This window comes from Tsukamurella sp. DT100 (assembly GCF_049844855.1).
Classification (GTDB): Bacteria; Actinomycetota; Actinomycetes; order Mycobacteriales; family Mycobacteriaceae; genus Tsukamurella.
On sequence record NZ_JBNCLV010000002.1, the window covers coordinates 406836 to 424303 of the forward strand.

A 17468-nucleotide genomic window follows, 5' to 3' on the forward strand; every position below is an offset into this window, starting at 1 on the left:
CCGCCGCGACATCCCCGGTGGTGTTGGCGCCGGGCTGCCGCCCCACGCCCGCGGGGGCCGCCCCACGCGCAGGGGGGGGGCGGCCCTTGTTCTTTCCGGCGATTCTTACGATTCCGTGAGGTATGCGGACGACCCTCGCCCGCGGGCTGTCCGCGTGCCACGCTGGATCCATGACCGAGGAGACCGCGAGCCGCACGACCGCCTGGGCCGCCGCGCTGGCGGGCGTCCTGGCCGGGACGGCCGGGCTGGCGGTGGCGGAACTCGTCGCCGCCGTCGTCGCGCCCGGCGCCAGCACGCTGTTCGCGGGCGGGGCCGCGGTCATCGACGCCGCGCCGCCGTGGCTCAAGGACTTCGCCGTCGAGTCCTTCGGTACCGCCGACAAGGCGGTCCTGCTCGGCTCGATGGGCGTGGTGCTCGCTCTGGGCGCCGCGGCCGCGGGCCTGCTCGAACTGCGCCGCCCGCCCTGGGGCGCAGGGCTGTTCGGCCTCGTCGGGATCGTCGGCGCGCTGATCGCGATCCTGCGCCCGGACGCCACGGCGACCTGGGCGGTCCCGAGCCTCGTGGGCATCGCGACGTCGATCCTCGTCCTGCGCCTGGCGATCCGCCGCCTCCGCCCCGCGCCCGACGCCCCGGAGGACGCCGCCGGGATGGACCGGCGCGGCTTCCTCCTCGTCGCCGGCGCAGCCGCGGGGACGACGGTGCTGGCCCTCGCCGGGGCCCGCCTGCTCTCGGCGGGCGCGACGGCGGTGAAGGCGGCGCGCGAGACGCTCCGCCTGCCCGCGCCGCGGACCCTCGCACCACCGGCCCCGGCCGACCCGCCGATCGCCGGGCTCACCCCCTACGTCACGCCCACAGCGGACTTCTACCGCATCGACACCGCCCTGAGCATCCCGCAACTCGACCCCGCGGACTGGTCGCTCCGCGTCCACGGCATGGTCGACGCTCCCTTCACCCTCACCTGGGACGAGCTGCTCGCGCTGCCGCTGGAGGAGCACCACGCCACGCTCGCGTGCGTCAGCAACGAGGTGGGCGGCGACCTCATCGGCAACGCGCTCTGGCTCGGCCACCCGATCCGGAACCTGCTGGAGCGGGCGCGGCCCCGAGCCGGCGCCGACATGGTGCTCTCGCGCAGCAGCGACGGCTTCACCGCGGGCACCCCTTTGGAGGTGCTGCGCGACCCCGCCCGCGCCTCCCTGCTGGCGATCGGCATGAACGGGGCGCCGCTGCCCGTGATCCACGGCTTCCCCGCCCGGCTCGTGGTCCCCGGCCTGTACGGCTATGTGTCGGCGACCAAGTGGGTGACCTCGCTCAAGGTCACGACCTTCGCGGAGGATCAGGGTTACTGGACTCCGCGGGGCTGGTCGGCGCTCGGCCCGATCAAGGTGCAGTCGAGGATCGACGTGCCGCGCGGCCCCGTCTCCGCCGGCGCGGTTACGGTGGCGGGGGTCGCCTGGGCGCAGCAGACCGGCATCGGCGGCGTCGAGGTCCGCGCCGACTCCGGCGCGTGGGTGCCCACCCGCCTCGCCGACACCGTCGGCCCGGACACCTGGCGGCAGTGGAGCGTCTCCCTCCCGCTCGACCGCGGCGAGCACACCCTCGAGGTGCGCGCCACCGACGCCGAGGGCAGGGTCCAGACCGACGCGAAGGCGCCGCCCGCCCCCGACGGTGCCACCGGATGGCACCGCGTCAGCGTCGTCGCCCGCTGAGGCGCTCGGCGCCGTCTATCTAGATGGAGCCTTCCTGCTCGACGACGACGATGCTGGCGGCGCTGACGGGCACAGCCTTGTGCTCGTCGCCGATCTCCGCCACGCAGACGAGCCCGGGGGCGAGCCGCCGCACGTGCTCGTCGCCGCAGTCGTCGCGGTAGTGCATGTCGACCTCGCCGGCGACGACGATGAACACCTCCGTTCCGTCGTTCCGGTGCCACACGTACTCCGAGTCGGTCCAGTGCAGGCGCACGGTCGCGGGGGAGATCGTGGCGAGGGGCAGCGCATCCCACGGCCGATCGGGGGTGAATTCGTCACTCGCGATGAATCGCATGGTCAGCGTCCAGCGACGCACAGGCTGGACGGGTCCTCCATCACCACGCGCACGCCGTAGCCCACGTCGGAGGAGAGCTGGGTCAGCAGGTAGGCCGCCACCGTCGAGATCCGGGTGACGTCGGTGAGGTCGAGGACGATGGTGCTGCCGCTCTCCGCGCGCCCCAGGCTCAGGGCCTCGTGCACGACCTCCTCCACGGCGACGAAGTCCACCTCGCCGCGCAGTCGCAGCACCGTCCGGCCGGTCGACGGGTCGGTGGTGACGGACGCGACGGCGCTCACCGGGGTGATCGACCGGTTCAGCAGGTGCAGCCCGAACTCGCTGCTCATCCGCTGCAGCACGGCGACGCCGCGGCTGGAGTTGCCGGCCTCGTCGAGCGGCGGGCTGAACACGCAGATGCCGTACTCGCCCGGCGTCGCGGCGACGATGCCGCCACCCACGCCCGACTTGGCGGGGATGCCCACGGACACCATCCAGGCGCCCGAACGGTCGTACATGCCGCAGCCCGTCATCACCGAGAGGGTGTGCTGCGCGACCGCCGCGCTCACCACCCGCTCGCCGGTGACGGGGTTGATGCCGCCGTTGGCGAGGGTGCCGCCCATCACCGCGACGTCGTGCGCGTCCACCAGGAGAGAGCACTGCCGGAAGTACGGGTCGAGCGCGTCCTCGATGGGGACGCGCAGCGCGTCCGTCGACCGCGCGAGCGCGGCGAGGGCGAGGTTGCGGAAGCCCGTCTCCGACTCCGACCGGTAGACCGCCTCGTCCAGCTCCAGGTCGCGGCCGGCGAAGCGCGACAGTCCCTCCCGGATCGCGGCGAACCGTTCGGCACCGTCGGCCCCCGGGATCAGCGACGTCGAGACGATCGCGCCCGCGTTGATGAGGGGGTTCTCCGGCCGGCCCGACGGGTCGAAGCTGATGCCGTTGAAGGCCTCGCCGCTGGGCTCGACGCCGATCCGCTCCAGCACCGCCTCGGTCCCCAGCGCCTCGAGGGCCAGCGCGTACACGAAGGGCTTGCTCATCGACTGGATGGTGAAGGGAACGCGGTAGTCGCCGGCGCCGTAGCTGTGCCCGTGGACGGACACCGACGCCACGCCGAAGGCCTCCGGGTCCGCCGTCGCCAACTGGGGGATGTAGTCGGCGACGGCGCCCGGGTGCTCCTCGCGGCGAACGTCGTCGAGCACGCGGGCCATCGCCGCGTTGACGGGGTTGTCGGTGAACCCGGTGAGGCCGCCGGGGCGCTGGTCCGTGCTCGTCTCGCTCATACCGCCAAGCTATCCGACGGTGACCGCCCCCGCCGCCTCGCCGATCCACGGCAGCACCGCGGCGCGCACGTCGACCCGCCGGGGCAGCAGGCCACCGGCGACGAACAGGTCGGCGGCGCGCTGCTGTTCGTCGAGGAAGTCCTCGGTCACGGGGCCGACGCCGAAGGGGCGGCCGCGCACCGCGGCCTCCCAGGCGTCGAGATCCGCGGGTAATCCGCGCGCCGCGGCGTCGTCGGCGAAGTACGCGGCCGCCTCTCGCGGGTTCGCGGTGACCCAGGCGTCGGACTCGGCGAGCGCGGCCAGGACGGCGCGCACCGCGTCGGGCCGCTCCTCGGCGAGCCGGCGGGAGGTGAACCACAGCGACGGGTGGCTGAACACCGACGCGGTGTCGACGAGCGTCACCAGCTCCGCCCGCGACTCCACGGCGGCGAGACCCGGGTAGGCGCCGACCCAGGCGTCGATCTCGCCCGCCAGCAGCGCCTCGCCGCCCGCGTGCACGTCGACGTCGACGGGCTCGATGTCGGCCCAGGTGAGTCCGGCGTCGTCGAGCGCGAACAGCACGAGGGTGGTCTGCCACGACCCGTGCGCCACGCCCACTCGCTTGCCGCGCAGGTCAGCGGGGGAGGTGATCCCGCTGCCGGTCAGCGCGACGATCCGCCCGTTCTCGACGCGCGGCCCCGAGATGCCGAGGTAGACCACGTCGTGCCCGGCACCGAGCGCCGTGATCGGCGGCGTGAAGCCGGTGCCGATCACGTCGTAGCCGCCGTCGGCGAAGAGCCAGTCCGAGTGCAGCGTCGGCAGGCCCGACCGCGGGTCGACGGCCGGCGGCTCGGGGAGGTCGCGCAGGTCGACCCACTCGACGTCGGGGATCGACCGTTCGAGGATGCCGCGGTGGCGCAGGACGAACAGGGAGTTGTTGTGCGGGAAGTATCCGACGCGCAGCGTCATGGTGTGTGCTCCTTGGATTTCCGGGTCAGACGAGGCCGTGCGCGCGGGCGCGGTCGAGGAGGCCGCTGCGGCCCCACTGCGCGACGAGGTTGCTGGGATCGAACTCCTGCGTGCCGCCGACCGCCTCGCCGATGGCCTGGTACTGGGCGCCCTCCTCCAGCAGCACGACGAACTTCGCGAGCGCCAGGAGGCCGTCGCGGCCGATCACGTTGACGCCGCCGTTGGCCTCGAAGATCGCCGCCAGGTGGGGGTCCCGCTCCAGCTCGCCGAGGATGAACTCGCCGGCGCCGATGGTGCGGTCGATGTGCGGTGGGATCGAGCGCGAGAGGGTGAGCCGCTGGGACGCGGCGTAGCGGATCGGGAGCGGACGGTGCGTCTGGGCGAAGCCGCCGAGCCACGGGGTGTGCACGTGCACGACCGAGGTGATCTCGGGGTGCGCGCGGAACAGGTCCGCGTAGGCGGTGACGAAGCCCGCGCCGCCCTCGCCCTGCAGGACCTCGCCGTCGAACGTGGCGACGACGGGGCGGGCGATCGGGTCGTCGGCCCACGGGCCGGGCTCGTTGAGGGCGACCGCGGCCTCGGTGCCGGGGATGCGCTCGACGAAGTTGACGGTGCCGTTGGCGGAGACGGTGCCGGTCTCGCGGAAGACGCGAAAGGCCTTCTGCGCGTCGCGGGCGGTGGCGTCGACGAAGGCGAGCGCCGTGTCGTCGAGGGGGAGCACGGTGGTCATGACGGTCCTTTCGGTGGTGGTCATCCGGCGCGCAGGGCGGGCGCGCGCAGATCGGTGGGAACGCTGCGCTGAAGCAGGGGGAGGACCTCTTCGCCGACCCGGTAGGCCTCCTCGAGGTGCGGATTGCCGGCCAGGATGAAGGCGTCGACCCCCAGCGCGCGGAGCTCGTCGAGCCGCTCGGCGACCTGCTCGTAGCTGCCGACGAGGCCGAAGGCCGGGCCGCCGCGGATCAGGCTGAAGCCGCACCACACGTTGGGCTGCACCTCGAGGTCGCGGTAGCCGGTGATGGTGGTGGGCACCCAGCCGGCGATCCGGGCGGCGCCCACGGAGTCGCCCTGCGCGGCACGCTCGGCGGCGCCGCGGTCGACGAACGCCCAGCCCTTCTCGATCTCGGCCCAGGCGGCCTCCTCCGTGTGCCGGGCGACGACATCGATCCGGACCGCGAACTTCGGTGTGCGGCCGAGCTTCTCCGAGTGCGCGCGCACCCCGTCGAACTTGGCGCGGAGGTCGGCGTAGGGCTCCAGCCAGGAGAGGTAGTAGTCGGCGTGCCGCCCCGCGGCCTCGACGGCCGCGCCGGACGAACCGGAGAAGTACACCTCGGGGAAGGGCTGCTCCGCGAGCAGCGGCGGCAGCGCGGCACCGTCGGTGCGGTAGAACCGGCCGTCGTGGTGGAAGGGCTCGCCCCGCCAGACTCCGCGCAGCACGTCGAGGAACTCGCTGGTGCGGGCGTACCGGTCGTCGTGGTCCACCTTGTCGCCCCACCACAGCTGCGGGCGGCCGCCGCCCCCGCTGATGATGTTGTAGACGAGCCGGCCGCCGGTGGCGCGCTGCAGCGTCGCCGACATCCGCGCCGCCTGCACGGGATGCAGGAAGCCCGGCTGGAAGGCGACCATGAAGCGGTAGGTCTCCGATTCGGCGGCCAGGGCCGACGCGAAGGCCCACGGATCCTCGGTGACGGGGAAGCTCGGCAGCAGGCCGCCGACGAAGCCCGCCCGCTCGGAGGCGCGCACCACCGCCGCGGCGTGGTCGATGTAGGCGTAGCCGTCGGGCTCGCCGCCGCGGATCGCCGGGGCGATGTTGCCGGGGCCGATGCCCTGCGCCTCGCCCCGGTTGTAGCGGCGCGGCTCGCGCAGGGAGGCGTGGTCGCCCTCCATGCCGATGCGCCAGTAGAAGTCGACGGTCACGCGTTCGCCTCCTCGGGACGGGGCGCGCGGAGCAGGCGCGCCGACGGGTCGGTCAGGTGCAGCAGGTGCTCGCCGACGCGGTGGATCTCCTCGATGTGCGGGCGGCCGGTGAGGATCACCGTGTCGACGCCCGCCTCGGCGTACTCCCGCAGGCGCCGCGCCACCGTCGAATACGAGCCGACGAGCCCGATCTCGTCGCCGAAACCGGCGGCCCGGAAGCCCGCCCAGCGCACGGCGTCAAGCCGGTCCGCGGCGTCCGGCTCCCCGCCGGCCTGACGGACGAGCCGGTCGGCGCGCTGCCAGGCCTCGTCGTCGGTCTCGCGAGCGATGACGGGCAGTTCCAGTGCGACGCCCACTGTGCGTCCCGTCGCGGCGGCGGCGGAGCGCAGGGCGATGAGCCGGTCCTCGAGCGGCGCATCCCGGCGCTCGGCGAAGACGTGCACGTCACCGAGGCGGGCGGACAGGGCGAGGGCGGCACCGTCGTCCCCGGCGATCTCCACGCGGGGGAAGGGCAACCCCGACAGGATGCCGCGGAAGCCGCCGCCCGCCACGTGGAAGTGGTCGCCGTCGTACTCGAATCCCGTGCCCTCGAAGCCGTTCCCGCCCACCGGGTCGCTGTTCCACACGCCGCGTGCGACCTCGAGGAACTCGGCGGCGCGGCGGTACCGCTCCGCGCTGGGGAGCACGTCGCCGCGGGTGCGGGCCTCGTCGGCGTCGGGCTCGGCCTGCAGCCGCCAGCCGAACCGGCCGCGGGAGAGCCGCTGCAGGGTCGCGGAGACCTTGGCGGCGTACACCGGGCTGCCGAAGGTGGGGTCGAACTCGGCCGTCACCCGCAGGTGCCGGGTCGCGCGCAGGGCGGCGCCGGCGACCACCCAGGACTCGTCCCCGGCCGGGTCGCGCGGAACCAGGATCCCGTCGACCCCCGCCAGCTCGGCGGCGTCGACGGCGTCGAGCAGGTCGCGGAAGTCGGTGCGGGCGGGCGGCGTTCCCGCGCGTCGGGCGTCGCCGCGGACGGAGAGCCGCCAGTCCACGCCCGTCATCGGGTGACCTCGGCGCGCTCCGCGATGATCGCCCGGGCGCGCAGCAGTGGCTCCGGCGCGACCCAGGACTCCAGGTCGAAGTCGGCCGCGAGGAAACCGTGCGCCAGCAGGAACTGCTGCTGGCGGCCGAGCAGCTCGAGCCGGTCCTCATCGAGTGAGGGGTGCAGGCCGGCGATCACGTGGTCGGGGTACGCGGCGGCGGCGCCCTCGGACGCGGAACCGGTCTCGCGCTGCAGCACCGCGCGGGCCTCACCGGGGTACTCCGCAGCCCAGTCCGCGGCGCGGAGGCTGCGCACGAGGAAGTCCGTGACCAGGTCGGGCCGCTCATCGAGCAGCGCCTGGTGCACGGTGATCGGGCGGGGCGTGCCGTTGTTCACCCGCGCCGCGCGGTCGGCGGTCGCGTCCAGGTCGACGACGGTGCGCAGCCCGTGCTCGCGCACCACGTCGCGGGCGCGGGCGCCCTTGACGTACACCGCGTCCACGTCGCCGGCGATCAGCCGGTCGACGCCCCACGTGGTGGAGCGGACCGCGCCGACGACCTGCGGGTCGCCCTCCGCGGGGACCTCGACGAGGCGGGCGTCGGCGACGTCGAGGCCGGCGAGCCGGAGTGCGTTCCGGAAGCCGTGCAGGGCCATCGCGCGCGGGAAGCTGCGGGCGCGGTCCGCCGCCCAGGTCGGCAGCGCGAGCCGGGCGCCCCGCAGGTCCGCCGCGTCGGCGATGGGGGAGTCCGGCCGGACGACGATCGCCTGCGCCTCGTCGATCCAGGTGAGTCCGAGGAGGCGGGTCGGCGAGCCCTCCGCCCGGGCCGCGAGCGCGGGGACGTTGCCACCCTCGCGGATCAGGCCGGGGAGGTCGTGGTCGAAGTGCCGCGCCGCGACGTCGGGGGCACTGTCCTGCAGCACCTTCAGCGTGAGCCCGGCGTCGACGGCGGCGTCCGCGAGCCAGCCGCGGGCGTGCGCGACGCCGCTCGCGGTGGGCACGGGGCAGCGGGTGTACCAGAGGGTGTCGGTGAGCGTGCTGGTCATGGCCTGGCCTCTCCTCGAGGGGACGGTGTGTGCCCGCGCCCCACCCCGAGGTGGGAGAGCAGGCGGGTTCGGTAGTCGAGCGCCGCGGGGTCGGCGCGGTCGCGGGGACGGACGAGGTCGATGTCCTCGTCCAGCACGAAGGCGCCGCCGTGGAGCACGATCACCCGGTCGGCGAGGCGGACGGCCTCGTCGACGTCGTGGGTGACCATGAGGACCGCGGGACGGTGCCGCGCGACGAGATCGCCCACCAGGTCCTGCATCTGGAGCCGGGTGAGTGCGTCCAGTGCGGCGAAGGGCTCGTCGAGAAGCAGCAGCCGGGGCTCGCGCACCAGGGCCCGGGCCAGCGCGACCCGCTGGGCCTCGCCGCCGGACAGGGTGGCGGGCCACTGCCGGGCCTTCTCGCCGAGGTTGACCTCGCGGAGCGCGGCGAGCGCACGCTCGTCGGTGTCGCGGCCGCGGGGCTGGCCGATGGTGACGTTGCGCAGCACCCGCTTGTTCGGGATGAGCCGCGGCTCCTGGTAGACGGACGTGCGGGCGGGAGGGACCTCGACGGTGCCCTCGTCCGGCGCCAGCTGCCCGCTCAACAGGCGCAGCAGCGTGGTCTTGCCGGTGCCGCTGGGGCCGAGCAGCACCACGAACTCGCCGCGGTGCACGGTGAGGTCGATGTCGTCGAGGACGGTCTTGTCGCCGAAGCTCTTCCGCACCCCGGTCAGCCGGACGGCCACGGGCTCGCCGGCGCGGCGATCGGCGGCGGTGGCGGGCGACGGGCTGCGCTCGGCGAGCGGGGGCAGCGCGGATTCGGAGGCCGGCGCGCTCATCGGAAGGCCACCTGTCGCCGCCACGGCATCCCGTACCGCTCCGCGACGCGGACGATCGCGTCGAAGATCAGGCCCAGGGCGCCGTAGAGCACGACGCACAGCACCATGTAGTCGGTGCGGTTGTACTCCTGCGCCAGCGTCACCAGGTAGCCGATGCCCTCCTTGGTGCCCACCTGCTCGGCGGCGATGAGGCCGGTGATGCTGATCGCGAGGCAGATCCGCAGCGCCATGAGGATCGCGGGCAACGCGGCGGGCAGCACCACCTCGGCCACCAGGCGCGGCCCGGTGAGCCCGAACTCGCGGGCCGCCTCGACGGTCTTGCGGTCGATGTTGCGGACGCCGAGGTAGGTGTAGGCGTACATCGGCGCGACGGTGGCGACCGCGATGAGCAGGACCTTGAAGACGTCGTCGATGCCGAACCACGCGATGAACAGCGGCACCAGGGCGAGGAAGGGCACGGCGCGCACGATCTGCATCGTCGAATCCACGAGCTCCTCGCCGAGGGCCGACAGCCCGGAGATCACGCCCAGCGTCAGGCCCACGCCGACGCCGAGCAGGACGCCCGCCCCGGCACGCCGGAAGGAGGCGATGCTGAAGTCCAGCAACTGCCCGGTCCGCGCCAGCTCGAGGAACGCGGAGCCGACCTGACCGGGGGAGGCGAGGATCTCGGGCCGGAGCAGCCCCGAAGCGGAGCCGGCCCACCAGGCGAGCACGAGGAGCGCGGGGACGAGCAGGCGCAGCGCGATCGACTGCGCACGCGAGCGCGGCCGGCTGCTGCGGACGTCGGGCACGATCAGGGCGTCGGGCACCGTCGACGCCTGCCGCCGGAGGTCGAGGACCGCCATGTCAGCGCCCCTTGCCGGCGGCCGCGCTGTACTCGGCCGCCTTGCTCTGCAGCGGGTACAGCACCTCGGAGGCGGGGACGCGGCGGCTGATGACGGCGTTGTCGGCGAACAGGTCGATCACCGACTGCAGGTCGGCCTCGTCCTCGGCCGTCGGGTAGCGCGGCACGCCGACGACCCGGTCGGAGGCGATGGCGCGGGCGAGCCGGTCGCCGGTCACGGCGCGGGGCCCGGCCTGGTCGAAGACGTTCTGGAAGGCGGCCGGATCCGTGCGCTGCCGCTCCTTGAGGCCCTGGAGCGCGGTGAGGAAGGCGGCGGCCACGTCGGGCCGGGCGTCCAGCACCGCGGTGCGGAAGGCGAGGATCGTGTGGTCGCGCGAGTCGATGGACTCCTCGGTGGCGATCTCGACGCCGCCGCGGGCCCGGGCCTCCTCGTACGGGTCGTTGAACGACGCCCACGCGTCGACCTTGCCGGTCGAGAAGGCGGCCGTCGCGTCGGAGGGTTGCAGGGCGACCCGCTCGACGCGGTCGACAGGGATCTTGGCCTGCTGCAGCGCCTTCAGCGTGATGTAGTCGCCCTTGGCGGCGGCGTTGACGGCGACGCGCTTGCCGGGGAGATCGGCGACGGAGCGGATGCCGGAGTCGGGCCGGACGATGATGCCGCTGCGGCTGCGGTCCTCGTTGTGCGCCACGGCGACGATCCGGACCGGCACGTTCTTCGACAGCGCCCCGACGACGGGGCTGTACGCGCCCTCCGAGACGTCGAGCTGGCCGGCGTTGAACAGCTTGAGGTTCGCGCTGAACGCGGGCGGGGCCTCCACCCACTCGATGCGGGCGCCCAGCGGCTTGAGGGCATCGTCGAAGACGTGGTCGCGCTTGCCGACGGCGAGCGCCCCGGCGTTCTGCGGCGCGGTCACCTTGAGCACGAAGTCGCCGGCGGCGGGCTCCTGGGACGAGCCGCCGCACGCGGTCGTTCCGACGGCCACGAGGGCGGTGATGCCGAGGGCGATGGCGCCGGCGCGGAACCGGTTGGCGGTCATGGTCGAACTCCTCACGAAGGGGAACGGATGACTGGTGAATCTAGGCGGCGCGAGGCGGCAGGCGTAGACATTGCCTTCCGGTGATCGGAATGTTTGACACCAATTTCCGGCGGACGAGCAATAAGTTTCCCGCTCTATGGAAAATTCAGCGGGTCGTCGCTAGGGTGGCGGCGTGGAGAATTCAGGGGTGCAAACCGTCGCGCGGGCGTTCGAGATCCTCGCCTGCTTCCGCGACGGCGACGCGCTGGGCGTCTCGGAGGTCGCGCGACGGTGCGGTCTCGCCGTGAGCACCACGCACCGCCTGATGGGGAGCCTCGTCGCCGCAGGCTTCCTCGACAAGGACGGCAACCGGTACCGCGTGGGCGGCGCGCTCACCGAGTTCGGCCAGCTCGCGCACCGGCAGTACGGGGCCTACCGCGCAGAGCCGCACCTCGAACTGCTCGCCACCACCGTGGGGGCGAACGCGTCCATCGCGATCCGGCAGGCCGGGGACGCGGTGCTGGTGGCGACGAGCCGCTGGCGCGAGGCGGACGGCGATCGGCTGCAAGGGATCCGGCTCCCCGTGCACGCGAGCGCGCTGGGCAAGGCGCTGCTCGTCTGGGGCGACGCCGCCGACGACCTCTTGGAGCTCCTGCCCTACGAGGGCGGCACCGACCGTTCCGTGACCGGGCCGGACGAGCTGGCCGCCGAATTGGAGCGGACCCGGGACCGCGGCTACGCCTTCAACGACGAGGAGCTGGACGCGGGATTCCGCACCATCGGCCTCCCCGTCCTGCGCGCGGACGGCACCTGCCGGTTCGCCCTCGGCCTGCGCGGCCCGGTGGAGCTGATGACCCCCGAGCGCGTGCCGATGTACGTGGAACTCGCCAGGTCCACGGCCCGCGACATCGCCGACGCGCTCGCCTGACCCCGGTGTCGCCGGGGCCGATCACCGGCCCGAGAGAGCCGCGGATCCGGCGGGTATCGTTGCAGTCACCGTGACGTGACCAGGTGAGCAGCGCATACCCGCGGATATCGCCAGCCGGCATTGCCGCAGACATTTCTTGGAGAACAGCTATGACGAACACGCTGCCCGACGGCCGGACCCTCGACGACGCCGTCGCCGCAGGAGCCCGCGCCTACGAGCTCGACCGCGCCCATGTCTTCCACTCGTGGTCGGCGCAGGCGCAGATCACCCCCATGACGATCCTCGCCTCCGAGGGCTCCTACGTCTGGGACGGCGAGGGGCGCAAGCTCCTCGACTTCAGCTCGCAGATGGTCAACACCAACATCGGCCACCAGCACCCGAAGGTCGTCGCGGCCATCGCGGAGCAGGCCGCGAGGATCTGCACCATCGCGCCCCAGCACGTCAACGAATCCCGCAGCGAGGCCGCGCGGCTCATCGCCGAGCGCACCCCGGGCGATCTGGACAAGGTCTTCTTCACCAACGGCGGCGCCGACGCCGTGGAGCACGCCATTCGCATGGCGCGCGTGCACACCGGCCGCCGCAAGGTGCTCAGCCGCTACCGCAGCTACCACGGCGGCACCGAGCTCGCGATCAACGTCACCGGCGACACCCGCCGGTTCGCCAGCGACTTCGGCGGCGAGTCCGTCGCCCACTTCGACGGCCCCTTCCTCTACCGGTCGTCCTTCTACGCCGAGACCGAGGAGCAGGAGTCGCAGCGCGCGCTCGAGCACCTGGAGCGCACCATCGTGCTCGAGGGCCCGAACACCATCGCTGCGATCATCCTCGAGTCCATCCCCGGCACCCCCGGCATCATGGTCCCGCCGCCCGGCTACCTCGCCGGCGTCCGCGAGCTGTGCACCAAGTACGGGATCGTCATGATCGCCGACGAGGTCATGGCAGGCTTCGGCCGCACCGGCAAGTGGTTCGCCATCGAGCACGCCGCCACCGCCGCCGGCCCCGTCGTCCCCGACCTGCTGACCTTCGCCAAGGGCGTGAACAGCGGCTACGTGCCGCTCGGCGGCGTCGCCATCGGCGCCGAGATCGCCGCGACCTTCGCCGACAAGCCCTACCCCGGCGGCCTCACCTACTCGGGCCACCCGCTGGCCACCGCGTCCGCGGTCGCGACGATCAACGCCATGGCAGAGGAGGGCATGGTCGAGAACGCCGCGACGATCGGTGACGAGATCATCCGGCCCGCCCTCGAGGGCTTCAAAGCGAAGCACCCGTCGGTCGGCGACGTCCGCGGCGAGGGCGTCTTCTTCGCGATCGAGCTGGTCCGCGACAAGGAGACCCGCGAGCCGCTGGCGCCCTACGGCGGCAGCAGCCCCGCGATGAACGAGACCGTCGCCGCGCTGAAGAAGGGCGGCCTGCTGCCCTTCGCCAACTACAACCGCATCCACGTCGTGCCGCCGTGCAACGTCTCCGCCGAGGAGGCCCGCGAGGGCCTCGCCATCATCGACGAGGCGCTGAACGTCGCGGACGCGCACACCGTCTGACCCCCGAAGAAGCCAGGAGCCCGACATGCCCGCTCTCAAGCCCGTCCTCCCCGCCGAACTGCAGGCCGGGCGTCCCGGCGTGTACGAGTTCTCGGTGCGCTCCGCGCGCCCCGTCTCGTGGGTGTGGGGTGAACTGACCTCGGACCGTCCCCTGCACTGGTGCAAGGGGATCCGCAAGATCGAGTGGACCAGCCCGCGGCCCTTCGCCGCCGGCTCCACCCGCCGCGTGCACCTCGGCCCGGGCATCAGCGCCGACGAGCTCTTCTACTCCTGGGAGGAGTCGGAGACGCTGTGCGAGAAGGCCTTCTACGTGCAGTCCGCCACCGCCCCCGGCCTGGCGCGGCTCGCGGAGAAGTACCGCGTGGAGGCGCACCCCGACGGCGGCTCCGTATTCACCTGGACGCTGCTCATCGAGCCGGTCGGCGGCGACCGCGTGATCGGCCTCAGCGGGCTCCCGGTGGGGCTCGTCGTGAAGTGGCTGCAGCGCGACACCGAGCGGTACCTCGGCTCGGCGTAGCCACCAGCACTGCAGAATCCGCACGGCCGAATCGAGTCGTGCGGATTCTGCATTTTCCGCTACTGTCGGCGCATGAACCCGGGTGGTCAGCAATCGCAGCAGGACGGATTCTTCGCCTTCCTCGACGCGGCGTTCCCCTATTTCTTCGGGGCGATCGCGATCATCGCCGTGATCAGCCTCGTCGTGCGTGGGGTCATCTGGCTGAGCAACTACAACGCCGCGGCCAGCCGGGGCGAGGACTACTTCACGCTGGAGACCGACCTGCAGGTGCAGGCGCTGCAGAGCCGCGCGCTGGGCGGTGAGCGATCGATCGAGGAGCGGCTCGCGGAGATCGACGACCTCGCGGAACGCGGCGTCATCGACGCCGACGAACGCGCCGCCGCCCGCGCGAAGATCCTCGCGGACGGCTGAGCCTCAGACCCGGATCGGGTCCATGCCGGGCGGCAGGTCGTGATCGCCCGCTGCACAGTCGCAGGGCGCGGCGGGGTCCGTCGCGGCGATCGTCTTCGTCAGCACGTCGGTCAGCCGCGGCAGATTCGCGCGGAACTCCGCGAGCACGTCCTCGGTGCGCACGCCCTCGCCGGCCTCGATGCCGGCATCCAGGTCGGTGACCAGCGCGATCGAGGCATAACAGAGCTTCAGCTCGCGGGCCAACGCCGCCTCGGGAAGCCCCGTCATGTCCACCAGGTCCCAGCCCTGCGCCGCGTACCAGCGGCTCTCGGCGCGGGTGGAGAACCGCGGACCCTCGATGACGACCATCGTCGAATCGGCGCGGTCCGCGTGCGCCGCGGCCGCGGCGCGCAGGGCGGGGCAGTACGGATCGGCGAAGCTCACGTGCACCCCGCCACCGTCGAAGTACGTGGACGGGCGGGAGAACGTCCGGTCCACGAGCTGCTCGGGGATCGCGATGGTGCCGGGGCCGGCGGCATCGTCGAGGCTCCCGACGGCGCACGGAGCGAGCACCTTGCGCACCCCGAGGCTGCGCAGCGCCCACAGGTTCGCCCGGTAGGGCACGGTGTGCGGCGAGAACTCGTGGCTGCGGCCGTGCCGGGGCAGGAAGGCAACCTGGCGACCGGCGGCCTCGCCGACGGTGATCGGCGCGCTCGGTCGCCCGTACGGGGTGTCGACGGTGCGCTGCTCGCTCCCGGCGGGCAGGAACCGGTACAGGCCCGTGCCGCCGATCACGCCGATCACGCGCGGCCCCCGAGCCGGACGCGGACGGCCTCGGCGACCTCGTCGGTCCGCCCCACCTCGAAGAACTGCTCGGAGCCGTCGCCGAGCGTCACGCACAGCCGCTGCCGGGTGCGCTTGAGCAGGCCGACCGTCTCCTCGACGATGCCGACCGCCGCGACGTGCTTGAGCTGGACGGAGAAGGGCGTGCCCTGCAGCTTCGACGCCACCCCCGCGGGGCGGAACCTCAGGTGTGTATCGGTCAGTTCGAGATGCCCCCGAACGGCGCCGGAACGCTTGCCGATTCGGAGGACGCGGGTCGCCTGCCAGCTGAGATCACTCACGCTGCCACAATAGGTCGATTCGGCTGTGGGGTTCGCGGTAGCATCGGCTATCCGTTTTCCTAAGGATGGGGGTTCAAGATGCCGTACTTCGGTGCGATCGTGATGCTGATGTGGGTCGCCGCGCTCATCGACGTGATCGTCTCGGACGAGTACCGGGTGCGTCATCTGCCCAAGGGCGGCTGGCTGATCGTCGTCATCCTGATCCCGCTCGCCGGCTCGCTCATCTGGTTCCTGCTGGGCCGGCCGGTCGGCGCCCCCGCGGGTGGGGGCGCACCGTCGCGCGCGACGGGTTTCCCGGAGTACGAGCGTCCGGGCCGGCACATCGCGCAGTACGCGGACGACGACGACGAGTTCCTGCGGCAGTGCCGCGAGCGCGCCGAGCAGCAGCGGCGCCGGGCCAAGGAGATGGACGCCCGCAACCACTCGGAATCACCCGAGGACAAGGACTGAACGCCGCCCAGCCGCGCGGCTTGGGCAGCATCTACCGCTCCTCCCTCGCGGTGCTCCGCGCGAACACCGGCCCGACGCTGGGGCTCTCGGTCGTGCTCATCAGCACGATCGCGGCGCTCGGCGTACTCGCCCGCCTGCCGCTCATCGGGGACCCGCGGTGGATGCCCACGGCCGACCGCGACAGCCTCCAGGTGGCGGTGGCGCTCGGCCTCTACCCTGCGGGCACGTTCCTCGTGATGATCGTGTGGATGGTGGTCAGCGTCGCCGTGACGGCGATCGGCTCCATCGTCGCCGTCCGGCACCTCGCGGGCGAGCGGACCCCGCTCCGCCTCGCTTGGCGGCAGGCCCGGCCGCGCCTCATGGCCGCCGTGGGGCTGGGTGTCCTCGATGTGGTGGTGGTCCTTGTGCCGATCGTCGTCGCTGCTGCGGCCGCGATCGCGCTCGCCGTCCGGGCCGGTCCGGAATCCGCGCACCTGACCACGATGGTGCTGTTCGCGCTCGCCGCAGTCGCCGTGCTCGCCGTCCTTCCGACGCTGGTGATCGCGGGTCCGATGCTGGTGATCGAGAAGCTGCGGCCCGTCGACGCGCTGTGGGGCGCCTTCGCCCTCCAGCGTCGCGGGTACTGGCGGCTGCTCGGCCGGGTGCTGTGCACCTACCTGCTGCTGGGTGTGGTCTCGACCGTCGTGAGCCTGCCGTTCTCGCTCGCCTCCGGGGTCCAGGGCCCGGGGGACGACCTCGCCTCCCAGAGTCTCGCCAGCCTGCTGTTCGCGACCGTCGGGTGGGTGGTCGGGCAGATCGTCGTCCTGCCCTTCCTCATCGTCACCAATGCGCAACTCTACGCCGATCAGGTGGCGCGGTGTGAGACCGGCGTGACGGCGTAGGAGATCACGTGCGAACCGGTGGCACTGGCGCACAGTGGAATCCGTACGACGACTGACGATCCGGGGTTCAAATCCGCGCCGTCATCGGAGCCGCCGTCGATGCGCATCGTCGGAGGTCGCGCTCGACGTGCGTGACGCGCGGCCACGCCGGGTCACCGCCAATTGCAGGTGACCGCGCCCTTGTACGAAACACACGTCACCGTGTCGTCGTTCTTCCCGTACGGATCTTTCCAAGTGACGACCTTGTCGCCCTGAGGCGATGCCCACGGCTGCCAGACCATGAGGCCGTGCATCAGCAGACCCACGAGCACGATCAATGCCGGTAGAACGCCAGGACGCCGAAGGAACGCCCTCAATGAGTCACGGAACGCGGGCTTCTCCGCGGACTCAGTCACGGTCGCGCGCCCTGATCGCGACGGCGATGCGCTCGCAGCCGAGCAGTACAGAGCCGGCGAGAACGAGGAAGACGAACGTCAGCTCGTGTGCGGTGTTCCAGGCTGCGACGCCGAGGCCCAGTACGACCATCCCCACCAGTACCGCAGCATTGAGTCGCAGCATCGCGTTATCCATGATTCGCGATCATACATACCGCGGGTTCGTGGAGCCGATGACGGGAATCGAACCCGCGCTACCTGCTTGGGAAGCAGGAGTTCTACCATTGAACTACATCGGCAGACGCGGCACCGTCGAAGAACGGGTCGCGCGTACCGGCAACATTAGCACGGGCACCGTCGGC

20 protein-coding genes and 1 tRNA gene are annotated in these 17468 nt (G+C 72.6%); 7 read left to right on the forward strand and 14 right to left on the reverse strand.

What is annotated here, in order from left to right:
- The first annotated feature begins 170 nt into the window (after positions 1-170).
- Positions 171-1706, forward strand: coding sequence for a molybdopterin-dependent oxidoreductase (locus ACLQ3K_RS05515; protein WP_425997666.1), 1536 nt, complete (start codon positions 171-173; stop codon positions 1704-1706).
- 19 nt (positions 1707-1725) lie between these two features.
- Here ACLQ3K_RS05515 and ACLQ3K_RS05520 read toward each other — a convergent pair whose 3' ends face one another.
- From ACLQ3K_RS05520 to ACLQ3K_RS05565, 10 genes are read right to left on the reverse strand one after another with little or no spacing between them, the layout of a single operon-like run.
- Positions 1726-2040: a cupin gene (locus tag ACLQ3K_RS05520; protein WP_224647691.1), complete on the reverse strand. Its 315-nt coding sequence runs from the start codon at positions 2038-2040 to the stop codon at positions 1726-1728.
- Between the two features lie 2 nt (positions 2041-2042).
- On the reverse strand, positions 2043-3302 hold the full coding sequence (glsA, locus tag ACLQ3K_RS05525) for a glutaminase A (protein ID WP_425997669.1): 1260 nt from the start codon (positions 3300-3302) through the stop codon (positions 2043-2045).
- A 9-nt stretch (positions 3303-3311) separates the two neighbouring features.
- Positions 3312-4250 carry an ABC transporter substrate-binding protein gene (locus tag ACLQ3K_RS05530; protein ID WP_425997671.1) on the reverse strand — a complete coding sequence of 313 codons (939 nt, stop codon included), beginning with the start codon at positions 4248-4250 and terminating at the stop codon, positions 3312-3314.
- Between the two features lie 25 nt (positions 4251-4275).
- Complete coding sequence (locus ACLQ3K_RS05535; protein WP_386109989.1) at positions 4276-4980, reverse strand: class II aldolase/adducin family protein; 705 nt, start codon at positions 4978-4980, stop codon at positions 4276-4278.
- A 20-nt stretch (positions 4981-5000) separates the two neighbouring features.
- Positions 5001-6164, reverse strand: a complete 1164-nt coding sequence (locus tag ACLQ3K_RS05540) for an LLM class flavin-dependent oxidoreductase (protein ID WP_425997673.1) — start codon at positions 6162-6164, stop codon at positions 5001-5003.
- On the reverse strand, positions 6161-7204 hold the full coding sequence (locus ACLQ3K_RS05545; protein ID WP_425997675.1) for an LLM class flavin-dependent oxidoreductase: 1044 nt from the start codon (positions 7202-7204) through the stop codon (positions 6161-6163). The genes ACLQ3K_RS05540 and ACLQ3K_RS05545 overlap by 4 nt, the downstream gene beginning before the upstream one ends.
- Positions 7201-8229, reverse strand: coding sequence for an ABC transporter substrate-binding protein (locus ACLQ3K_RS05550; RefSeq protein WP_425997677.1), 1029 nt, complete (start codon positions 8227-8229; stop codon positions 7201-7203). The genes ACLQ3K_RS05545 and ACLQ3K_RS05550 overlap by 4 nt, the downstream gene beginning before the upstream one ends.
- Positions 8226-9047 (reverse strand): ABC transporter ATP-binding protein, encoded by an 822-nt coding sequence (locus ACLQ3K_RS05555; protein ID WP_425997679.1) that lies wholly within the window; start codon positions 9045-9047, stop codon positions 8226-8228. Before ACLQ3K_RS05555 ends, ACLQ3K_RS05550 begins: the two co-directional genes overlap by 4 nt.
- Positions 9044-9892: an ABC transporter permease gene (locus tag ACLQ3K_RS05560; protein WP_224647683.1), complete on the reverse strand. Its 849-nt coding sequence runs from the start codon at positions 9890-9892 to the stop codon at positions 9044-9046. The genes ACLQ3K_RS05555 and ACLQ3K_RS05560 overlap by 4 nt, the downstream gene beginning before the upstream one ends.
- A gap of 1 nt (position 9893) precedes the next feature.
- Positions 9894-10928, reverse strand: a complete 1035-nt coding sequence (locus ACLQ3K_RS05565) for an NrtA/SsuA/CpmA family ABC transporter substrate-binding protein (RefSeq protein ID WP_425997682.1) — start codon at positions 10926-10928, stop codon at positions 9894-9896.
- A gap of 172 nt (positions 10929-11100) precedes the next feature.
- On the opposite strand from ACLQ3K_RS05565, the gene ACLQ3K_RS05570 reads away from it, so the two are divergent.
- The 4 genes from ACLQ3K_RS05570 (at position 11101) to ACLQ3K_RS05585 (ending at position 14298) form a co-directional block, all read left to right on the forward strand.
- On the forward strand, positions 11101-11835 hold the full coding sequence (locus ACLQ3K_RS05570) for an IclR family transcriptional regulator (RefSeq protein ID WP_224647681.1): 735 nt from the start codon (positions 11101-11103) through the stop codon (positions 11833-11835).
- Between the two features lie 149 nt (positions 11836-11984).
- Complete coding sequence (locus ACLQ3K_RS05575; RefSeq protein WP_425997684.1) at positions 11985-13370, forward strand: aspartate aminotransferase family protein; 1386 nt, start codon at positions 11985-11987, stop codon at positions 13368-13370.
- 25 nt (positions 13371-13395) lie between these two features.
- Positions 13396-13887: an SRPBCC family protein gene (locus ACLQ3K_RS05580; RefSeq protein ID WP_425997686.1), complete on the forward strand. Its 492-nt coding sequence runs from the start codon at positions 13396-13398 to the stop codon at positions 13885-13887.
- Between the two features lie 72 nt (positions 13888-13959).
- The gene (locus ACLQ3K_RS05585) at positions 13960-14298 is read left to right on the forward strand and encodes a hypothetical protein (RefSeq protein ID WP_224647678.1); all 339 of its coding nucleotides are present in this window, start codon (positions 13960-13962) and stop codon (positions 14296-14298) included.
- Between the two features lie 3 nt (positions 14299-14301).
- On the opposite strand, the gene ACLQ3K_RS05590 is transcribed toward ACLQ3K_RS05585, so the two are convergent.
- Positions 14302-15081 (reverse strand): S-methyl-5'-thioadenosine phosphorylase, encoded by a 780-nt coding sequence (locus tag ACLQ3K_RS05590; protein ID WP_425997688.1) that lies wholly within the window; start codon positions 15079-15081, stop codon positions 14302-14304.
- The gene (locus tag ACLQ3K_RS05595) at positions 15078-15401 is read right to left on the reverse strand and encodes a hypothetical protein (protein ID WP_425997690.1); all 324 of its coding nucleotides are present in this window, start codon (positions 15399-15401) and stop codon (positions 15078-15080) included. The genes ACLQ3K_RS05590 and ACLQ3K_RS05595 overlap by 4 nt, the downstream gene beginning before the upstream one ends.
- Before the next feature lie 78 nt (positions 15402-15479).
- On the opposite strand from ACLQ3K_RS05595, the gene ACLQ3K_RS05600 reads away from it, so the two are divergent.
- On the forward strand, positions 15480-15851 hold the full coding sequence (locus ACLQ3K_RS05600) for a PLD nuclease N-terminal domain-containing protein (RefSeq protein WP_224647676.1): 372 nt from the start codon (positions 15480-15482) through the stop codon (positions 15849-15851).
- Positions 15852-15871: 20 nt separating this feature from the next.
- A complete protein-coding gene (locus tag ACLQ3K_RS05605) occupies positions 15872-16732 on the forward strand; it encodes a hypothetical protein (RefSeq protein WP_425997693.1) in 861 nt (286 codons plus the stop codon).
- Positions 16733-17119: 387 nt separating this feature from the next.
- Here the strand turns inward: ACLQ3K_RS05605 and ACLQ3K_RS05610 are convergent, their stop codons facing one another.
- Together ACLQ3K_RS05610 and ACLQ3K_RS05615 are read right to left on the reverse strand one after the other, a co-directional pair.
- On the reverse strand, positions 17120-17302 hold the full coding sequence (locus ACLQ3K_RS05610; RefSeq protein ID WP_224647674.1) for a hypothetical protein: 183 nt from the start codon (positions 17300-17302) through the stop codon (positions 17120-17122).
- A gap of 29 nt (positions 17303-17331) precedes the next feature.
- A tRNA-Gly gene (locus tag ACLQ3K_RS05615) sits at positions 17332-17405 on the reverse strand.
- Positions 17406-17468: the final 63 nt, after the last annotated feature.